The organism is Acinetobacter sp. YH12155, assembly GCF_013418255.1.
Classification (GTDB): Bacteria; Pseudomonadota; Gammaproteobacteria; order Pseudomonadales; family Moraxellaceae; genus Acinetobacter; species Acinetobacter indicus.
On the sequence record NZ_VPCK01000002.1, the window covers coordinates 158,562 to 177,277 of the forward strand.

The 18,716-nt window shown below is 45.8% G+C and carries 15 protein-coding genes and 1 pseudogene; 11 read left to right on the plus strand and 5 right to left on the minus strand.

What is annotated here, in order from left to right; translation table 11 throughout:
* Positions 1-10 precede the first annotated feature (10 nt).
* Entirely contained in the window at positions 11-1,072 is a 1,062-nt protein-coding gene (locus FTU86_RS02145) for an enoyl-CoA hydratase/isomerase family protein (RefSeq protein WP_180036343.1), read from the plus strand.
* 81 nt (positions 1,073-1,153) lie between these two features.
* Here FTU86_RS02145 and FTU86_RS02150 read toward each other — a convergent pair whose 3' ends face one another.
* On the minus strand, positions 1,154-1,762 hold the full coding sequence (locus FTU86_RS02150; RefSeq protein WP_005177911.1) for a MarC family protein: 609 nt from the start codon (positions 1,760-1,762) through the stop codon (positions 1,154-1,156).
* 12 nt (positions 1,763-1,774) lie between these two features.
* On the minus strand, positions 1,775-3,811 hold the full coding sequence (locus FTU86_RS02155; RefSeq protein ID WP_180036342.1) for a choline transporter: 2,037 nt from the start codon (positions 3,809-3,811) through the stop codon (positions 1,775-1,777).
* Positions 3,812-4,040: 229 nt separating this feature from the next.
* Here FTU86_RS02155 and betI point away from each other — a divergent pair, with 229 nt between their 5' ends.
* The 4 genes from betI to FTU86_RS02175 all read left to right on the plus strand — a co-directional run bounded on the left by betI (position 4,041) and on the right by FTU86_RS02175 (position 8,733).
* Positions 4,041-4,625: a transcriptional regulator BetI gene (gene betI / locus FTU86_RS02160; protein ID WP_168400231.1), complete on the plus strand. Its 585-nt coding sequence runs from the start codon at positions 4,041-4,043 to the stop codon at positions 4,623-4,625.
* Positions 4,626-4,642: 17 nt separating this feature from the next.
* Entirely contained in the window at positions 4,643-6,118 is a 1,476-nt protein-coding gene (betB, locus tag FTU86_RS02165; protein WP_171525513.1) for a betaine-aldehyde dehydrogenase, read from the plus strand.
* Positions 6,119-6,134: 16 nt separating this feature from the next.
* Complete coding sequence (gene betA, locus FTU86_RS02170; protein ID WP_180036341.1) at positions 6,135-7,802, plus strand: choline dehydrogenase; 1,668 nt, start codon at positions 6,135-6,137, stop codon at positions 7,800-7,802.
* Between the two features lie 157 nt (positions 7,803-7,959).
* The gene (locus FTU86_RS02175; RefSeq protein ID WP_075166629.1) at positions 7,960-8,733 is read left to right on the plus strand and encodes a TorF family putative porin; all 774 of its coding nucleotides are present in this window, start codon (positions 7,960-7,962) and stop codon (positions 8,731-8,733) included.
* A gap of 23 nt (positions 8,734-8,756) precedes the next feature.
* Here the strand turns inward: FTU86_RS02175 and FTU86_RS02180 are convergent, their stop codons facing one another.
* Together FTU86_RS02180 and FTU86_RS02185 are read right to left on the minus strand one after the other, a co-directional pair.
* Entirely contained in the window at positions 8,757-10,148 is a 1,392-nt protein-coding gene (locus FTU86_RS02180; protein WP_180036340.1) for an ATP-binding protein, read from the minus strand.
* A gap of 2 nt (positions 10,149-10,150) precedes the next feature.
* Positions 10,151-10,822, minus strand: coding sequence for a response regulator transcription factor (locus tag FTU86_RS02185; RefSeq protein WP_171431915.1), 672 nt, complete (start codon positions 10,820-10,822; stop codon positions 10,151-10,153).
* A gap of 109 nt (positions 10,823-10,931) precedes the next feature.
* Between FTU86_RS02185 and dsbD the strand changes: the two genes are divergently transcribed.
* From dsbD to FTU86_RS02210, 5 genes and pseudogenes are all read left to right on the plus strand, one after another.
* On the plus strand, positions 10,932-12,914 hold the full coding sequence (dsbD, locus tag FTU86_RS02190) for a protein-disulfide reductase DsbD (RefSeq protein WP_180036339.1): 1,983 nt from the start codon (positions 10,932-10,934) through the stop codon (positions 12,912-12,914).
* Positions 12,911-13,753, plus strand: coding sequence for a TlpA disulfide reductase family protein (locus FTU86_RS02195; protein WP_180048348.1), 843 nt, complete (start codon positions 12,911-12,913; stop codon positions 13,751-13,753). The genes dsbD and FTU86_RS02195 overlap by 4 nt, the downstream gene beginning before the upstream one ends.
* Before the next feature lie 12 nt (positions 13,754-13,765).
* The gene (gene dsbG / locus FTU86_RS02200; protein ID WP_075175219.1) at positions 13,766-14,506 is read left to right on the plus strand and encodes a thiol:disulfide interchange protein DsbG; all 741 of its coding nucleotides are present in this window, start codon (positions 13,766-13,768) and stop codon (positions 14,504-14,506) included.
* Between the two features lie 271 nt (positions 14,507-14,777).
* Positions 14,778-15,701 (plus strand): annotated as a pseudogene (locus tag FTU86_RS02205) (Abi family protein).
* A gap of 3 nt (positions 15,702-15,704) precedes the next feature.
* Positions 15,705-15,908: a hypothetical protein gene (locus tag FTU86_RS02210; protein ID WP_180036337.1), complete on the plus strand. Its 204-nt coding sequence runs from the start codon at positions 15,705-15,707 to the stop codon at positions 15,906-15,908.
* A 153-nt stretch (positions 15,909-16,061) separates the two neighbouring features.
* Here the strand turns inward: FTU86_RS02210 and FTU86_RS02215 are convergent, their stop codons facing one another.
* Positions 16,062-17,069 carry an OmpA family protein gene (locus FTU86_RS02215; protein ID WP_180036336.1) on the minus strand — a complete coding sequence of 336 codons (1,008 nt, stop codon included), beginning with the start codon at positions 17,067-17,069 and terminating at the stop codon, positions 16,062-16,064.
* A gap of 659 nt (positions 17,070-17,728) precedes the next feature.
* Between FTU86_RS02215 and FTU86_RS02220 the strand changes: the two genes are divergently transcribed.
* The gene (locus FTU86_RS02220) at positions 17,729-18,715 is read left to right on the plus strand and encodes a DUF1852 domain-containing protein (RefSeq protein ID WP_180048347.1); all 987 of its coding nucleotides are present in this window, start codon (positions 17,729-17,731) and stop codon (positions 18,713-18,715) included.
* Position 18,716 lies beyond the last annotated feature (1 nt).

Consider the following 18,716-nt stretch of genomic DNA (forward strand, 5'->3'; position numbering starts at 1 on the left):
GGAAAAATAAATGAGTACGGACAATAATTTAGCCATTCATGTGCAGGGTGGTCTAGGCATGATTAGCCTGGACCGGACCAGCCACTTAAATGCCTTAACCTTGCCGATGATTCAGGGTATTCAGGCACAACTGGAGCAATGGCGTGAGGATGCTGCGGTACAGGCCATCCTGATCAATTCCAACAGCCCGAAGGCCTTTTGCGCGGGCGGTGACATCCGTTATCTGTATGACAGTTATCAGGCCGGCAATACCCAATATCAGGATTTTTTTGCCACTGAATATCGTATGTTGAGCAACATCCGGAATTTTCCAAAAACCGTTATGGTGATGCTGGATGGCTATGTGCTGGGCGGCGGTTTTGGTCTGGCGCAAGCCTGTCATATCAAGATCAGCAGTGAAAAATCCCGTTTTGCCATGCCGGAAACTGCAATCGGCTTTTTCCCCGATGTCGGTGCCACCCATTTCCTGTCACGGCTAGATGATGTTGGTGTATATATGGCGCTGACCGGTGAACAGATCAGCAGCAGCGATGCCTTGTATTTAGATTTAATTGACTATCATGTGCCGAGTGCGCGCTTTGCTGAATTAGAAGCAGCGTTAATTGCAGCGCCGCTACTCAACCCGATTGAAATCCGCAAAATCATCAGCAGCTTTATTACCCATCCGGCAGAAAGTGAATTGCAAAAGCGTATCGAGCAGATCAATAGCCATTTCTCTTATGCAACGCTGGACGATATTGAACACAGTCTGGCTCAGGCAGGTACCGGTCCAGATCAGGAATGGGCGCAGAAAATGCTGGCTATTTTGCAGCAGCGTCCAGTAATGGCCAAACAGGTCAGCTTAAAGCTGCAACAGGTCGGGCAAAACTTGTCGCTGGAAAAATCAATGCAGCTGGAACGCAATTTACAGGATGTCTGGATGCAGCAAGGTGATTTTGTTGAAGGCGTGCGTGCTTTAATTGTCGATAAAGATAAAAATCCACAGTGGCAAACTGACAATACTGCTTTTGAAAAAGTACTGGAAACTTTGTGGCCGGTCTGGAATACCCAGCCGCTGGAACAGATTTCTTAAACAGTTAAATATCCAAACCTTAATAAAAACCCTCTTTCAGATTGAAAGAGGGTTTTTGTTTAGAGCATCTAAACTGGACGTTTAGCTCTGCATAATTCCGCTGACACCGGTCACAATCATATCAATGGCGATGGTCCCAATCAGCAAGGCGGCCAGACGCCCGACAATATCGACATACAAATCAATATAATTGGAATGTTTATGCTGCAAATGATCATGTGCATATTTCATTAAAATAAGCAGGCTACAGGTCAGAAACAGTGTCACAAAAATCACCAGCACCAGTTGCCACAGGCTTAGCTGAATTCCGGTAATGACCGCGGCGCTGATGGTTCCCGGGCCAATCATAAACGGCATGGCAATGGTGCCGGCCAAATGATGTGGCGCACCGCGCATCACCCCAATGGTATCGGCGCCTTCAAACACATAGCGATAACCAATCACCAGAAAAATAATCCCGCCAAAAATCTGGAAAGATTCAAAACGGACATGCAGGACATCATGAAAAAAGGCTTCACCGGTTTTGGCGAAAATAATAAACACCACAAAGCTGATTAAACTGCCCTGAATCAGGGCGCGATTAAACACTCGGGCCTCGGAATTACGGATAATGCCGAGCATATAAATACTCATTAAAAACGGGTTTAATAATGAGAAAAACAGTGCAAAGGCGTGAAGCGATTCAGACATCCTACAGATTCCTTATTGATCCGGGTCTGGAAAGAGCGGGCGCTTGCCTGGACTAATCCGGTTGATGTGCAAGAACATCAAATGGCGCTCGTATTTATCCAGAATGTCGTTAATGACCTGTTCCTTGCTATAACCCACCAGATCATTGCCTTGCGAGCCTTCAAACAGATAGGTTTCCAGACGGTAATAGTATTTCTTGGTGCGTTTGCCGCGTGAACTGAAGTTGGGTGTGTCATAACGGATTGGCCAGATCTGGTAAACGAAGTTTTCTTCTTCATCCAGCTGAATGGTTAAATCCAGATGTGACAGTTCCGGTTCATCATCCAGGGCTTTTTCCGCCAGATCGACCTGAATGCCTTTGTTGATGAATTCTGTGGCCACCGCCTGCATTGCCGGTTTACAGACCTCTTCCAGCATTTGCTGGGTCTGCGATAAATTGGCATGCAGCATTACCCGGCTGAGGCGTTTTTTCCAGTTAAAGATGTCGACATTGCCGACCACGGGCGCCGCATTCATGCTGGTACTGGCCTGACGGAAATCTTCCAGACGCAAGGACTTATACAGTCCGGCCATCACAAAGAAAATCACGAAACTAAAAGGCAGACCCATAATAATCGTGGTGTTCTGTAATGCTGTCACGCCATTCGCCATGAGCATTGCCAAAGTTAGCAAACCGATAGCAATGGCCCAGAACACACTGAGCCAGCGCGGTGAATCATGCTCAATATTAGTGAATTTAGTGGTGAAGTTCCCCAATACCAATGCCCCTGAATCCGCTGAAGTCACATAGAACAGCAAACCTGTAATGGTGGCGACACCTGCGAGAAATGTGAAACCTGGATACTGTGCTAGCAGATCATAAAAACCATGTGCCGGATTTTCTAAAACTGTCGTAGCAAGTTGAGTATTACCATCAAAAATCACGCTGTATAAAGCACTGTTACCGAAAATAGACAACCAGGTCAGGGTAAATAACAGAGGAATAACCAAAGTCCCGGTGACAAATTCGCGAATGGTACGACCACGGGAAATACGGGCCAGGAACAGACCAACAAAAGGTGACCAGGCGATCCACCATGCCCAGAAGAACAGCGTCCAGCTATTCATCCATTCTTTAGGCTGCTCAAAAGGAAAACTGCTTAAAGAGAGTTTCGGGAACTGGCTGAGATAATCACCAAAATTCTGAATTAGAGCCGCTAATAAAAACTCTGTATTTCCCATAAAGAGAATAAAGAGCAGCAACCCGATTGATACATAGATATTAATTTCAGACAGAACCCGAATACCTTTATTGACACCCGCAGTCACGGAAATAATAGTAATAATGACTGCAACACCAATTAATGCAGTTTGAATCCAGATATTTTCCGGCAAGCCAAACAGGACATGCAGACCGTAATTTAGCTGAACCACACCGATACCGCAGGTGGTGGCAATACCAAAAATCGTACCGAGTACTGCAGCTGTATCTACCGTATGGCCAATCGGGCCATTAATTCTTTTTCCAAAAATAGGATAAAGCGCAGAGCGAATTGTCAGTGGTAAATTATAGCGATAACTGAAATATCCCAACGCAACCCCAATCAGCGCATACATGCTCCAGCCGGTCAGACCATAGTGAAACAGGGTCCAGACCATAGACTGGCGTGCAGCTTCAAAGGTTTCAGCTTCACCGACTGGAGGACTCATATAATGAGACAGGGGTTCAGCGACCGAGAAGAACATCAAGTCAATCCCGATCCCGGCTGAGAACAACATGGCCGACCAGCTCAGCAGGCTGAATTCGGGTTTAGAATGTTTGGGACCAAGCTTGATTTCGCCATAACGCGACAGGGCAATAAACAGTACAAAGACCAGATATAAGGTGGCCGCCAGCAGGTAATACCAGCTAAAGGTCCGACTGACCCAGTTCAAGATTTGGGTAATGAGCTGATTCGCCTGGTCATTAAATAAAATCGTAACCAGCGAAAACAGCAGGATGAGTGTTGCCGAAAGAAAAAAGACAACTTTGTTCAGACTATCGGTCGTCTGTTCAGTTTTCTTTTGCATAAATCTGTGACCATATTTTTTTAATTCGGATCTACAGCGCAGTGTGTTTTGGCTTAACCAGACTATAGGCATGGCTCTCATTACAAACATTTGCAAATGAAAAACAAACTGAGCTGTACATCAGGAAGCAGACGGGACTATAATTTATTTTAATTGAACGTTCAATTAAAATAACGTTTTTATATGTTACCTTGCCTTGTGTATGATTTTTATTAGTCAGGTCGATCTTATGCCTAAAGTTGGTATGCAACCGATTCGTCGTCAACAGCTGATTGATGCCACCTTATCTGCCATTAATGAACTGGGTTTTGCTGAAGCGTCTATCAGCCAGATTGCCCAGCGGGCAGGTGTGTCTACAGGCATCATCAGTCATTATTTTCAGGGCAAGCATGGCCTGATTGAAGCGACCATGCGTTATTTGCTGCAACAGCTGGGCGATGCCATTTCGGCCAGTTTAAACGCCGCAGAAAATACCCCGGAGCAGCGCCTGATTGCGATTGTGCGTGCCAATTTCTCGGCCGAACAGACTGACAAAGCGGCCATGAAAACCTGGCTGGCATTCTGGGCCAACAGTATGCATCAACCTGACTTGCATCGTTTGCAGCAGGTTAACCATTACCGCCTGCATTCCAATATCAAGCATGAGTTTGCCAAACAGCTGGACCGCGATCAGGCCGAACGCGCCGCACAGGGTCTGGCCGCACTGATTGACGGTTTCTGGTTACGCGGTTCCTTAATGACCACTGAACTGGATGCCGATTTACCTATTCAGATTTGTGCCGACTATATCCGTCAGCAACTCAATATTCACTAAATTACGAGGAGAACCAATTGATGCAATTCAATACACAACGACCTTATATTCACGGTCAGTTTGTCGATGCTTCATCCTCTGAAACATTCCAAAGTATTAATCCGGCCAATGCTGAGGTGTTGGCCACCATTCAGGCATGTAACCAGGCCGATGTTGATCGGGCAGTACAGTCTGCCAAACAGGGACAAAAAGTCTGGGCAGCCATGACCACCATGCAGCGTTCACGCATTTTAAATCAGGCCGTAGCCATTTTACGGGCACGCAATGATGAGCTGGCAGAAATTGAAAGCCTGGACAGTGGCAAGCCTTTAAGTGAAACCCGGAGCGTCGATATTGTGACCGGGGCAGATGTGCTGGAATATTATGCCAGCATTTTACCAGCGCTCGAAGGCCAGCAAATTCCATTAAGAGAAAGTTCTTTTATTTATACCCGCCGTGAACCGCTGGGTGTGGTGGCCGGTATTGGCGCTTGGAATTATCCAATCCAGATTGCGTTATGGAAATCTGCACCGGCCTTGGCCGCAGGCAACGCCATGGTATTTAAAGCCAGTGAAATTACCCCACTGACCGCGTTAAAACTGGCCGAAATTTATAGTGAAGCCGGAGTACCGGACGGCGTCTTTAATGTGGTGACCGGTGGTGGCGATGTGGGTAGCTATTTAACTGAGCATCCGGAGATTGCCAAAGTATCCTTTACCGGCGGTGTGAGTACCGGTAAAAAAGTAATGGCACAGGCGGCGGCGTCCAGCTTAAAAGAAGTCACCATGGAACTTGGTGGAAAATCACCGTTAATTATCTGTGAAGATGCCGATCTGGATCTGGCTGCCGATATTGCCATGATGGCCAATTTCTACAGTTCTGGACAGGTGTGTACCAATGGAACCCGGGTGTTTATTCCTAGTGCATTAAAAGCCGCTTTTGAAGAAAAGATTCTGCAGCGCATTCCCTATGTGCGCATGGGTCAGCCTTTAGACCCGAACACTAATTTCGGGCCACTATCCAGCTTTGCCCATATGGAAAAAGTATTGCATTACATTGAGCTGGGCAAGCAACAGGGCGCCCGTCTGTTAACAGGTGGACAGCGCGCAGCGGCAGCTGAATTTGCGCACGGGGCTTTTGTCGAACCCACAGTATTTACTGATTGTCATGATGAAATGTGCATTGTTCAGGAAGAAATTTTTGGCCCGGTTATGAGTATTTTAAGTTATGACAGCGAAGATGAAGTAATCCGCAGAGCCAATGCCACCACCTATGGTCTGGCTGCTGGTGTGGTCAGTCCGGATTTAAGCCGTGCCCATCGTATTATTCATCAGATTGAAGCGGGGATTTGCTGGCTGAATACCTGGGGCGAATCTCCGGCAGAAATGCCGGTTGGTGGCTATAAACAGTCCGGTGTTGGCCGTGAAAATGGTCTGGTGACCTTACAGCACTATACCCAGACCAAATCGGTTCAGGTGGAACTGAGTCCTTTCCAATCTGTATTTTCAGCTTAAGGGAGGATCATGCTGCATGAACTATGACTATATTATTATTGGTGCAGGTTCTGCCGGGAATGTGCTGGCGGCTCGATTAACCGAAGATCCAGACACGACGGTGTTGCTCCTGGAAGCAGGTGGGCCGGACTACCGGCTGGATTTTCGTACCCAGATGCCTGCCGCGCTGGCTTATCCCTTACAGGGCCGGCGTTATAACTGGGCCTATCTGACCGATCCGGAACCGTATATGAATAATCGCCGTATGGAATGTGGTCGCGGTAAAGGCTTGGGCGGGTCCTCCCTGATTAACGGCATGTGTTATATCCGCGGCAATGCGATGGATCTGGAACAATGGGCCAGTTTGAAAGGACTGGAGCATTGGAGCTATGCCGACTGCCTGCCTTATTATAAAAAGGCCGAAACCCGTGATATTGGCGGCAATGACTATCATGGCGACAGCGGTCCGGTACAGGTCGCCACCCCGAAAGCCGGAAATAACGAGCTGTTTCATGCCATGGTCGACGCTGCGGTGCAGGCCGGCTATCCACGTACCGATGATTTAAATGGCTATCAGCAGGAAGGATTTGGTCCGATGGACCGTACCGTAACCCCACAGGGACGCCGTTCCAGCACGGCGCGTGGTTATCTGAATATGGCCAGACAGCGCCCGAATTTAACCATTCGCACCCATGCCATGACCAATAAAATTCTATTTAATGGCAAGCAGGCTATAGGCGTCGAATATTTTCAGGGACAAAGTACCGCGCAGCCACTCCAAGTCTTTGCTGAAAAAGAAGTGTTGCTCTGTGGGGGTGCCATTGCTTCCCCGCAAATTCTGCAGCGTTCCGGTGTCGGTAATGCCCAGCATCTAAAAAGCCTGGAGATTCCGGTGGTTCATGATTTACCGGGCGTGGGCGAAAACCTGCAAGATCATCTGGAAATGTATTTACAGTATCAGTGCAAAAAACCGGTCAGCTTATATCCAGCCTTAAAATGGTATAACCAGCCAAAAATTGGCGCAGAATGGCTGTTTTTAGGTCAGGGTGTGGGTGCCAGTAACCAGTTTGAAGCCGGTGGCTTTATCCGCACCTCCGATGAGTTTGCCTGGCCGAATATCCAGTATCACTTTTTACCGGTCGCCATTAACTACAATGGCAGTAATGCCATTCAGCAGCATGGTTTTCAGGCGCATGTCGGTTCCATGCGCTCTCCATCCCGCGGTCGGGTCAAACTGCGCTCCAAAGATCCGTTTCAGCATCCAAGTATCCTGTTCAATTATATGAGTACCGAACAGGACTGGCGCGAGTTCCGTGATGCCATCCGCATTACCCGGGACATCATGCATCAACCGGCTTTAGATGCCTATCGCGGCGAAGAAATCAGCCCGGGCAAACAGGTACAAAGCGATGCCGAGCTGGACGAATTTATCCGTAACCACGCTGAAACTGCGTTCCATCCATCTTGCAGCTGCAAAATGGGTGAAGATGATATGGCGGTGGTCGATGGCTACGGGCGGGTACATGGGCTGCAAAACCTGCGTGTGATTGATGCTTCGATCATGCCGCTGATTATTACCGGCAACCTGAATGCCACCACCATTATGATGGCCGAAAAACTGGCCGATCATATTCGCGCCAAACCGGCGCTGGCCAAATCTACGGCGCCATTTTACCGGGCCAATACGCCAGTCCGGTCAATCTAGCCGCAACAGAACGCTTTGATCTCTTAGATCATTTTGATGTGCATTTTTATACACATCCTTTTTTCTTAGTTAAAATCACATATCCAACCATCCGCACAGCTCACGGTCGGATGGTTGGCTGGGATTTTTACATTCAATCAGGTTAAATTTTAAAACAATGATTCCATTTACAAGAACGGTGGTCGCCGCCGGGTGTCTATCATGTATCAGCATGTCCAGCTGGGCCAATGATGCATCCTCTTCCTCTATTGATGTGTCTGGTCAGCTGACCGCAGTATCTAAATATGTGTCGCGCGGTCTGACCAATGCACCAGAAAATGAAGACCTGGCTTTGCAGGCCTCTTTAACCCTGGGTTACGGAAATTTTTATGCCGGTTATTGGGGCAGTACACTGGGTTATTCATACCGCGATTTACAACAAGGCCGGCAATACAGCACCGATAAAATGGAACATGATTTTATTGTCGGGCATGTGTCAGATTTTAAAGGCCTGACTTGGGATCTGTGGAATGCGACCTATTATTATCCGGGTGGGGACAGTACCACCTCCAATGAACTGGGCCTGCGTGTCAGCAAGAATGTGAATGATCAGGCTACACTAACCTTTGGCGTGTCGACCTATTTATATGATGTGGTGTATATGAATCAGGGCGATACTTATGTCAGCCTGAACTATGCCCATCAGCTCAGCGACAAATTAACTGGAAATCTGGCCGTTGCCGGTTCTTATTTTAATGACTCCGGCAAATATGAAGGTCAGGAATTTTTAGATACCCAGACCGATACTGCTTTCCGTTTTGCCTCGGTCGGGCTGGATTATGCAGTTGCGCCGAATGTGAATGTCTTTTCCGACTTCATTCTGGGTGGCTATGACCGCAGTAAAATCAAACAGAAAAATCAGGCGGTTTGGGGCTTAAGATATAGCTTCTAATCTAGTCCCCAAGCATCAACCCTTTAATTGAGCGTGGAAGAGGGCTGCTCCGGCCGAATGCGAATGCTTAAACCCTGAGGAAGGTTCAGGCTTAAATCCATCTGGTAGTGATGATGTTGGAGCAGCGCTTTCACCAAAGCCAGCCCTAAACCATGACCCTGTTGCTGGGCAGATTTACGCCAGAAGCGCCGGGTCATCTGGGTCAGTTCCGCCGCAGTCAGCCCCTGACCATCATCTTGTACCAGCAGTTGCTGATCATGCATGATAATTTCAATCCGGCTTAAGCCTTGGGCATGTAGCAGGGCATTTTCCAGCAGATTTTTCAGGATGGTATGCAAGCTCAGCGGTGGCAATTGCAGGGTTTGCAGACTTTCCCAATCGACCTGCAAGATAGTGTTTAAATGTGGATAAACCGGACTTAATTCCTCCATCACTTGCCTCAAAACCGGCGCGACTTCGGTGGTTTCCGAATCTGTGGCGGCTTGCGCTGCTTCATGATCGGTCTGGCTGAGTAATAACAACTGTTCCAGCAACTGCTGATAGCGCCAGATACTGTTTTCGGCCTGTTTCAGGTTTTCAATCAGCTTGCTGGCCTGCGCCGGATTCTGCTCGACCATCATCCGGCTGAGTTGTACATGGGTTTTAATTGCAGTTAAAGGACTACGCAGTTCGTGTGCGGCATAGGCGGTAAACAGTTTTTCATTTTCCAGACTATGATGCAGGTTCTGAATCAGCTGATTGGAATTATCGACAAAAGGCTGGACTTCTTTGGGAATTTTACGCGCATCCAGATGTTGCAAATAATGCGCCGCATCTGACAGCGAATGCTGTTTATCTGCCAGTTGCTGGGCCATATCATCTAAAGGGCGGAATTCTTTACGCAGAATATGAATCACCAGCGCCATACAGATCAATAGCGATAACACCAGCGGAATCAGCACCGATTGCAGAATCTGTTGCAATAAAGAGGCTCTAAGCACCAGCCGTTCTGCGGCCACCACCTGAATATCACCTTTACGCAGCACATAACTGCGCCATTCCACACCATTTTCCTGCCAGGTACTAAAGCCCGGTTGCTGTCCGGTTAGCTGCGCCGGCGCACCGCGGGTGCGAGCCACCACATACGGCCCCAAGGTAATATCCGAGCTAAACACCGACACCTCACAGGCAATCAGGTTTTGCGCATGATACTGTTCGGCCACCTGTTTTAAGGAATCGGGATTAATTTCCTGGAGCGGCAAATGCTGAATCAGCCGCGCCACCATTTGTGCAGAGGCAAACAGGCGCTGATCCAGCGTATCTTGCAGCCGCTGCTGCAAATCATAATACAGCCAGCAAAACACCAGACTCCACAGGCTAAGAAACACCACCATAAACATGCTGACCAGCCGCCATTTTAAACTGTAGTTCTGCATATTCAGCTCTCGGTTTCCGGTACTTTAAACATATAGCCCACACCACGAATGGTCTGAATCAGCTGCGGCTCTAGTTTCTGGCGTAAATGATAAATATGCACATTCAGCGCGTTGCTCTCGATACTGTCCTGATAGCCATACAGTTTATCGAGCAGCTGTTCATTTTTTAAAATCTGGTTGGGATGGCTCATCAGGGTTTCCAGCAGGCTGTATTCACGCCGTGACAGAGTCACCGGCTGCTGCTGGAACGTCACTTCCTGGGTATCGCGGTTTAACTGCAAATCGCCCAGTTGTAACAGATTGGAAGAAAAACCTCGATTACGCCGTGCCAGCGCATGAATACGGGCAATCAGCTCATCCAGTTCAAAGGGTTTGGTCAGGTAGTCATCGGCCCCCAGATTTAAGGCTTCTACACATTGCCGGGTTTGATGCCGGGCAGTTAGAACCAGTACCGGCAGATGAATTTTATCCTGACGCCACTGCTGCAGCAGTTCCAGACCATCCTGATCGGGCAGGCCCAAATCCAGCAGGCACAGGTCGACCGCACTTTGCCGGATAAAATAATCGGCAGCACGCGCAGTAGCCACATGCTCAACTGAAATATTTAAATAGTCCAGCGCTGAACAGATACTTTGGGCAATATAAGGATCATCTTCGACCAGAACCACAAACATAGTTACTCTCCACCTGAAATCCTATTTTATAAATAATGAGCTATGTTAATGTTCTCTTAATTTAATCTTTTTAATAATGAATCGGGTTTTCTACAGAAAAATGGACGTCATGATTACGCGTGTAAGTGCTTTGCTTGTGGTTCTTTGTGCATTCTGGCCAGTTTGGTCACAGGCGCAGGAGTTCTTGCCACCCGATCAAGCGTTTCAGTTTCAGGCGCGTTCTATTAGCGATGATCAGGCGGAACTGCGCTGGACCATCGCCGAAGATTATTATTTATATCATGATCAGCTACAGGTGCGTAGCGATGCTGGTGCGCTAAAATTACAGCTGCCGGTCCCGGAAGATAAGAACGATCCGACCTTTGGCCAGACCAAGGTGCATTATCATCAGGTCAAGACCACGATTACGGTCGCGCCAAACCAGCAATTTAAAATTCAGTGGCAGGGCTGTGCCGAAAGCGGTTTATGTTATCCGGTGCAACGCGCCAGCATTCAGACCGATGCGCAAGGCTTGTTGCCCCAGTCAGATGCACCTTCAAGCGAACGGCGTTTATTAAGCGCTGCCAAACCGGTCGCGCTGGATGCACCGGCTAAAATTGAAGCGGCACCAAGTAAACCTGAAAAAACAGTACTGACAACCACACCAGCTGTAGTAGAAGCAAATGTAATTGAAGATGACGCGATTGCCGCAGTAGAGAATACAGAGCCGACAAAACTCACTGATGCTGTCGCGGCTTCAGAAATTTCAGTCGTAGCGTCTAATCCGGTGCCGGCCAGTGAAATCGCAGGCGAGACACAAACGGCAGCCACCGCATCATTACAATCTGAATGGAACAACGACCAGTATTTTTTCAATTTACTCTCGGAACATCATTTATTTTTTAATCTGCTGATTTTTTTAGGTTTTGGTATTTTACTGGCCTTTTTACCTTGTTCTTTGCCACTGATTCCAATTCTGTCCGGTATTCTGGTACAGCGTCATCGCGGTTATCGTGCTGCGTTGATTGCGCTGGCTTTTGTGCTGGGTATGGCCGCAGTGTATGCGGTGATGGGACTGGCGGTTGCACAACTGGGCTATAGTTTCCAGCGCTGGTTCCAAAGCCCGATCTTTATTGGCATCTTTGCGGTGCTATTTATCTTGTTTGCCTTGAACCTGTTTGGGGTGTATCAGCTGTCCTTACCACAAGGTTTATTACAACGACTGGACCGATGGCAGCAAAAACAGCAGGGCGGTACGCTGGTCGGTGCTGCGTTAATGGGGATGATTTCCGCGCTGATTGTAGGTCCGTGTATGAGCGCGCCTTTGGCCGGTGCTTTGCTGTTCGTATCGCAACTGGATCAGCCGGTACTCGGCGCGACCTATCTGTTTGTACTGGGTCTGGGCCTCGGGATTCCTTTATTTATTGCCGCTGTATTTGGCGCCAAATATTTACCGAAACCGGGTTTGTGGATGGACCGGTTGAAATTCAGTTTCGGCTTTTTAATGCTGGCGCTGGCAGTTTATTTCGCCCGCCCATTGCTGCCGACTGTGGCCTATTTCCTGTTGATGGGCATTATTTTCCTGGCACTGGCGATTTACTGCTTCGATTTAATCCGCAGACATCTGCAAGGGAAAATTTCGCGTGTTGGCGTTATTGTGCTGGCGCTGGCCATGACCGCTATTGGTATTTGGCATATTCAACATGGCCTTCAGCAGATGGGTGCGGTCCATGCCCAGCAAACACTCAGCTGGCAAAAGGTGCATACCCAGCAGGAACTGGCACAGCTGCTACAGCAAAACAGTGGACGCAGTATCGTGATTGATGTCTATGCCGACTGGTGTGTGGCCTGTCAACCGGTAGAAAATGAAGTCTTGCCCCGTACCGATGTACAGGCCGCCTTGCAGGATGTGGTACGAATTAAACTGGATTTAACCGAGTATCATCCATCTCAAGATGCATTACTGCGTGACTGGCAGATTCTTGGCCCACCGACCATGATTTTCCTGGACAGCCAGCAGCAGGAACAGCGTACTTTGCGTTTAACCGGCACCTTTAGCGCGACCCAACTTATTCAGCGCTTACAGCAACTTCAGCAGGCAAAAACACCATGATGGTTTCTGCAACGGCGCTGCATATAGGCCCACTGATGTTGCCGTGGCAGATTGTGCTGCTGCTCACCGGATTAGTGCTGGTGTATGGGACAGGGCGATATTTCAGACACAAACAGCAATGGCCTGAACCTAGCTGGTGCATCTTTAGTGACAGCTTGTGGACGTCATTCTGGGTGGGATTAATTGCCGCACGACTGGTTTTTGTGCTGATGCATGCCGATCTTTATCTGGCGACACCACTGGATATAATCAAGATTCAGGACAAAGGCTTTCATTTTTATGGTGGATTGATTGCCGGCATTGGGTGGTTTTTATGGAAAAACCGGGCATTGGCCAATCTGCCTAAAGCGATATTGATCGCGCTATTTGTTGCGATCCAGCTTTGTCTGAACTGGGGTATTCAATCAGTCTTGCCACAGCAGAATCAGTATCCTGACCTGCAATTTCAAAATTTACAGCAGCAACAGGTGCCGCTACAGCACTGGGTTGGCAAACCGACCGTCATCAACCTGTGGGCCAGCTGGTGTCCGCCGTGTCACCGGGAAATGCCGGTTTTACATCAGGCCCAGCAGGATTATCCGGACATTCATTTTGTAATGCTGAATCAGGGCGAAACGACTGACACGGTACAGGATTATCTGCGTCAGCATGGTTTTAATTTCCAGCATGTCCTGTTTGATCCTCAAGGTGACATGGCCACCCAGATGAATATGTACGGCTTGCCAAGCACCTTGTTCTTTAATGCGCAAGGACAGCTCGTGCATCGGCATATGGGCGAACTGACCCAGCCGATGCTGCGTCGCTATATCAACGATCTTTCTGCTCCATCTTCAAAATAACAGGAAATTCTCATGAAAATGATTTATCCCGCTGCGTTGTTCCTGCTGCTGTTAAATACGACAGCATTTGCCCAGACTGATCTGAAAAAACAGATTGAGCAGGAAGGATTTAAATTTATCAAACAGATTGAAGCGCCAGAAAAAATGACCGGATGGGCCGGGCATATGCAGCAAAGTCCGGCAACCGTGTTTATTTCCAATGACCAGAAATATTACATTATTGGCGATTTGCACAATGCCAAGGGTGAGAACCTGACCATCAAAGCGCTTGAAACCCATGTCAAAGACGCCGTGCTGGATGATGTCTGGAAAAGTCTGGAAAACTCCACCTGGATTCAGGACGGACAAAAAGATGCGCCGCGGATTGTATATGTATTTTCAGACCCGAATTGTCCGTATTGCCATACCTTCTGGCAAAAGGCACGTCCGTGGGTGAAGGCGGGGAAGGTACAGCTTAGACATATTCAGGTGGCAGTCATTCGTGATGAGAGCCGCGGGCAAGTGGCGACCATGCTGATGGCTAAAAATCCGCAGCAGGTATTTACCAGTTACAATGCCAACAAAGGGCAAAACAAGTTAAAAATTACCAAGAATATCCCTGCTGATATTGCTGCAAAAATAGATGCCAATCAGGAACTGATGGCTAAATATGGTTTCTTTGCCACGCCGTCAATGGTGTGGAAAAACCAGCAAGGCGAGTTTAAGTCCGCCCAAGGGATGACGGAGGATTTAAGAGAGATTTTTGAGAAGTAAAAGGTTCATGAACAATGGCAGATGTTGTTTAGGTTATCACCTGTGGCTTAAAAATTCTCCCCTTGCGGAATGCTGTTCCTCACCTCTTTAATAAATAGGGGGTAGAGGAGATTAGATATAAAAAAGACCGTCGCTAAGGGCGGTTTTTGATCATAACTTGCTAATAATGACAATTGTCGCTATTATGTATTTAATACAGCCGCCACGCTTAGTTCTTCTTTTGAAGTCCGCGCAACCTTGGCGGTTTTTTATGCCTCGATTTTAGTGAATTATGTTAAAACCTTATAATAAAAAGCCTTTATCATATGCTGAGCAAGTGCATCATCTACAGTCTAAAGGATTGAGTATTCATAATGTTGCTTGGGCTGAAGGAATATTGGCAAAATATGGTTATTATCGCTTAAGTGCATATTGGTATCCTTACCGACTAAGGTCAGGAAATAATGTCTTAGATCGATTCAAGCCGGGCACTTCGTTTGAAAAAATTGTGCAATTATATGAATTTGATACTGAATTACGATTACAAATATTCGGTGCTATCGAAATTATAGAAACGTTTTTACGAACGAAATTAACGTATTATCTCGGTCATCAATATGGTGCATTTGGTATCTACAATGCACAAAATTTTTATCCCAAATTTAACCATAGAAAATTTTTAGAAACATGCAACAAAGAAGTTGGACGCTCTAAAGATACGTTCATTCAGCATTTTCAACAAAATTATGATGGTTTTCCTCAAATCCCAATTTGAATGCTGACAGAAGTTTTAAGTTTTGGTTCATTGTCATTTTTATATAGTGGTTTAATAAATAATAAGGCAAATAATAAAGAAGATAAGAAAGCAATCGCACAGTATTTTTCTTTGCATCATGAAAAATTAGCTGAATGGTTGCATATATTGACCTATGTAAGAAATATTTGTGCCCATCATGGACGGTTATGGAATAAAGAATTAGCAATTAAATCTAAAGCTGACAAAGATCCAAATTGGCAATCACCGATTACACCGACGAATAAACGTATCTTCTATGTACTCTTAATCTTAAAAACCTTGCTAAGACCGACAGGATTTGATTCAGAGTGGTGCTATCAATTGAATAAACTCTTAAAACCTATTGTGAAAGATGAAAATTGGCGTGTTGCGATGGGTTTTCCTGATAATTGGGAAGAACATCCTATTTGGAGCTTATGAAATATGGTAAAAAAAATACCAGAATTTTTAGAAGGTCGTAGCCCTGATCGTCAAAATCGCATTTTGGAAAATACAAAAATAATCTTAAAAGATTGTGTTATGGATGAGGTTTATTTATTACAACTAGCAGAAAAAGCGAAAAGTGAAGAAACTATCAGGGTAACTTTAGCTGACTTAAGAGTTCGAGTTCACAAAAACCGCACTTAAAAGTTTGATAAGCTGAAACCGCGTATCGCTTAGTCTATCAAGTCATTGACGCCAAAATTGTGGTGCTTGTCTTAGACGTTGACCGCCGTGACACCATTTTTAAAAAGATGTAAAAAAGACCGCTATATTGCGGTCTTTTTAGTATTTAGACTTTTATAATTTCACCAACTCCACCCGACGGTTTTTCGCCTTACCATCTTCAGTCGCATTATCTGCAACAGGCTGAGTATCCCCAAAACCTTTGGCTGTCAGACGATTTGTATCAATGCCTGCTTTGGTTAGAGCAGTCACCACAGCTTGCGCACGTTGCTCAGACAATTTTAAATTATGCGCCGCATCGCCTGTATTATCAGTATGTCCGTAAATGCCAAGTTTTAAATCATCGTTATCTTTCAGTAAAGCAATAATCTGATCTATTTGTTCTTGTGAGTCTGGCAAAATATCGGCTTGATCTGTGGCAAAGTTAATTTGCACACTCACTTTACTGTCCTGATCCAGACTTTGTTTCAGTGCACTCGACGTCAGTGCTTTGGCAGTGATATTTAAGGGCTGACTTTCCGCTACCATTAAACCCATATAGTGACCAGATTGCGCCAAATGGAACCAAATATTTTTATCCGCTTGTCGAATCACATACGTTTGCGCAGGGTAATTATAAATATCAGCCAAACCTGAACCATGTTGCACCCGAATGGCATCAGGCAGACTGTTGGCAAGCTCTTTGGGGATTTGACTATTGGCAACTTCTACACCGCCAAGCTGTTTAATTACCGCATCAAGATTACGCTGTATTTCTAAATAACTGCCTTCTTTATAATCTGATTTAGCGGTAATACCCGAACTAAACAGTTTTCCTTCAACCCAGTGAAAGTCATGTCCTGTCCAAAACGGCACACGTTCAAACTTTCGATTTTCATCATTCTGATAGCGATAACCCTGTGGTAACTCAATATAAGGAAACTCGCCAAGCACTGCGGTCGAAATGGGGATGTTATTCAGATCAAAATCTGAGCTGGCTTTGGCAGTTTCATTTGAATCCGATGTGATTTCAGAAGTACTGACTTCAGTTTCAGCCTGATCAGAAGCCGGTTTGGTACAGCCATACATAAGTGCCAGTACACAACTTAAACTTAGCCCCAAAATTGTTTTTTGAAAAGTCATCAGATATTTCCTTATTTTACTGATCTCAATATTCTGCTTATATTTTAAACAGTATAGCTGAGCCGGTTTAAATTTTCATTTCTTATAGAAGCTGAAAGTCGCAAAGTCGTTTCTCAAGGAAATTGGGCTACAGAAGAACACTGCATCTATTCGTTTAATAGGAAGGTAAATCACTGATTATTTACAAGCTAAACCCCTTGATTTTTCCTCATCTTCAACTGAGCCAAATTCATGTTGATGCTTTTATAGACATTTTTATATAAGCGCCGTTTGACCTAAACAGACCAGATCCAAATATTTAGGCGAGCCAATTTTTTATTCCATCAAGAAGCTCATTTTCTTCAACAAAATGTGAAGATGTTTAGCTACAATAAAAATTATAAATAATTGTTTTTATTAAAATTAAAAAAATATATTTTGATTCTAAATCTAGCTTTTTGGCCTTTTTCCAGCAAGAAAAATTGGACTCGATTGATGACTCATAGGGCAGTCTATTTTTCTATATTTTCGCCTTAAATAACGCTATTCAAATCAAAACATGAATTTAATTCACTATTAACTTAGATTAAATCATTTTTATTCATCTTAGGGTTCACGTATAACTAAAACCAGAAAGACATTCAGATTTTTATTTTTAGATATTTAAAGCGGTGGAACAGATGAGTCAACAGTTTGCATGTTCAATTCAACGTATTCGTTTTGATGAAAACTATCAACCAGCGGACAGTACCCGTTTAACAACCAACTTTGCCAATCTGGCGCGTGGTGAAAGCCGTGAACAGAACCTGCGTAATACGCTGCGCATGATCAATAACCATTTTAATGCCTTGGCACATTGGGACAATCCGAAGGGTGACCGTTATTCACTGGAAATTGATATTGTATCAGCAGATCTTGATGTCGAAGGCAATGGTAACGCCTTTCCAGCCATTGAAATGCTGAAATCGACGATTGTTGATCATCGTACCAATCAGCGTATTGAAGGCATGATCGGAAACAGTTTTTCATCGTATGTACGTGATTATGATTTTAGCGTGCTTTTATTGTCCCAAGGCTATAAAGCAGGGGAAATACCAGACAACTTTGGTGATTTGCACGGCAAGCTGTATCAGTACGTGGTGAATTCCGAGGCGTTCCAGTCACATTTTAATAAACAGCCGGTGATCTGCCTGAGCGTATCGACCACCAAAACCTATTATCGTACCGCCAATGTTCATCCGGTGCTGGGTGTTGAATATCAGCAAAATGAATACTCAAGAACAGATCATTATTTCGCTAAAATGGGTTTAACCGTTCGCTATTTTAAACCAGAAAATAGTGCTGCACCTTTGGCATTCTATTTTAGCGGTGATTTATTGGCAGATTATACCGATCTTGAATTAATCAGCGCGATTAGCACCATGGAAAGCTTCCAGAAGATTTATCGTCCTGAAATTTACAATGCCAACTCGACTGCAGGTCAGGTCTATCAACCTAGCCTGGAGTACCCGGATTATTCATTGACACAAATTGTCTATGACCGTGTCGAGCGTAGCCAGTTGGCCGTAAAACAGGGCAAATGGACAGAAGAACACTTTATCAAACCGTATCAGCACATCCTGGAACAGTGGGCTGCCAGCTACACCGTAGAAACCAACGCTGCTTAAT

Coding starts and splice junctions, on each gene's coding strand:
- FTU86_RS02145 (WP_180036343.1), top strand. CDS start 11: ATGAGTACGGACAATAATTTAGCCATTCATGTGCAGGGTGGTCTAGGC.
- FTU86_RS02150 (WP_005177911.1), bottom strand. CDS start 1,762: ATGTCTGAATCGCTTCACGCCTTTGCACTGTTTTTCTCATTATTAAAC.
- FTU86_RS02155 (WP_180036342.1), bottom strand. CDS start 3,811: ATGCAAAAGAAAACTGAACAGACGACCGATAGTCTGAACAAAGTTGTC.
- betI (WP_168400231.1), top strand. CDS start 4,041: ATGCCTAAAGTTGGTATGCAACCGATTCGTCGTCAACAGCTGATTGAT.
- betA (WP_180036341.1), top strand. CDS start 6,135: ATGAACTATGACTATATTATTATTGGTGCAGGTTCTGCCGGGAATGTG.
- FTU86_RS02175 (WP_075166629.1), top strand. CDS start 7,960: ATGATTCCATTTACAAGAACGGTGGTCGCCGCCGGGTGTCTATCATGT.
- FTU86_RS02180 (WP_180036340.1), bottom strand. CDS start 10,148: ATGCAGAACTACAGTTTAAAATGGCGGCTGGTCAGCATGTTTATGGTG.
- FTU86_RS02185 (WP_171431915.1), bottom strand. CDS start 10,822: ATGTTTGTGGTTCTGGTCGAAGATGATCCTTATATTGCCCAAAGTATC.
- dsbD (WP_180036339.1), top strand. CDS start 10,932: ATGATTACGCGTGTAAGTGCTTTGCTTGTGGTTCTTTGTGCATTCTGG.
- FTU86_RS02195 (WP_180048348.1), top strand. CDS start 12,911: ATGATGGTTTCTGCAACGGCGCTGCATATAGGCCCACTGATGTTGCCG.
- dsbG (WP_075175219.1), top strand. CDS start 13,766: ATGAAAATGATTTATCCCGCTGCGTTGTTCCTGCTGCTGTTAAATACG.
- FTU86_RS02210 (WP_180036337.1), top strand. CDS start 15,705: ATGGTAAAAAAAATACCAGAATTTTTAGAAGGTCGTAGCCCTGATCGT.
- FTU86_RS02215 (WP_180036336.1), bottom strand. CDS start 17,069: ATGACTTTTCAAAAAACAATTTTGGGGCTAAGTTTAAGTTGTGTACTG.
- FTU86_RS02220 (WP_180048347.1), top strand. CDS start 17,729: ATGAGTCAACAGTTTGCATGTTCAATTCAACGTATTCGTTTTGATGAA.